The organism is Neisseria sp. 19428wB4_WF04, assembly GCF_015235335.1.
In the GTDB taxonomy this organism is placed as follows: Bacteria; Pseudomonadota; Gammaproteobacteria; order Burkholderiales; family Neisseriaceae; genus Neisseria; species Neisseria musculi.
The window spans coordinates 1-245 of the sequence record NZ_JADGLG010000243.1 but is presented as its reverse complement, the minus strand read 5'-3'; the positions used below and the strand labels follow the sequence as shown (position 1 = coordinate 245).

Genomic DNA, 245 nt, shown 5'->3' with positions numbered 1-245 from the left:
TTCTCAAGCCGCAACAGGTTCGGCCGTCTGAACAGGAAGCATTATGTTAAAGCAAACAGATTTTTTCAGACGGCCTGCTCGGGCACTGATGGCGGCATTGGCCGCTTTAGCGTTGGTGTCGGGCTTACGGGTTCTCAAGCCGCAACAGGTTCGGCCGTCTGAACAGGAAGCATTATGTTAAAGCAAACAGATTTTTTCAGACGGCCTGCTCGGGCACTGATGGCGGCATTGGCCGCTTTAGCGTT

At 53.1% G+C, this 245-nt stretch carries 1 protein-coding gene; it reads left to right on the top strand.

What is annotated here, in order from left to right:
- Window positions 1–43: 43 nt before the first annotated feature.
- Window positions 44–181, top strand: coding sequence for a hypothetical protein (locus tag IR141_RS13165; protein ID WP_167743247.1), 138 nt, complete (start codon window positions 44–46; stop codon window positions 179–181).
- Window positions 182–245 lie beyond the last annotated feature (64 nt).

Excerpts from the sequence above, each read along its gene's own strand:
- IR141_RS13165 (WP_167743247.1), top strand. The coding sequence starts at position 44 with ATGTTAAAGCAAACAGATTTTTTCAGACGGCCTGCTCGGGCACTGATG.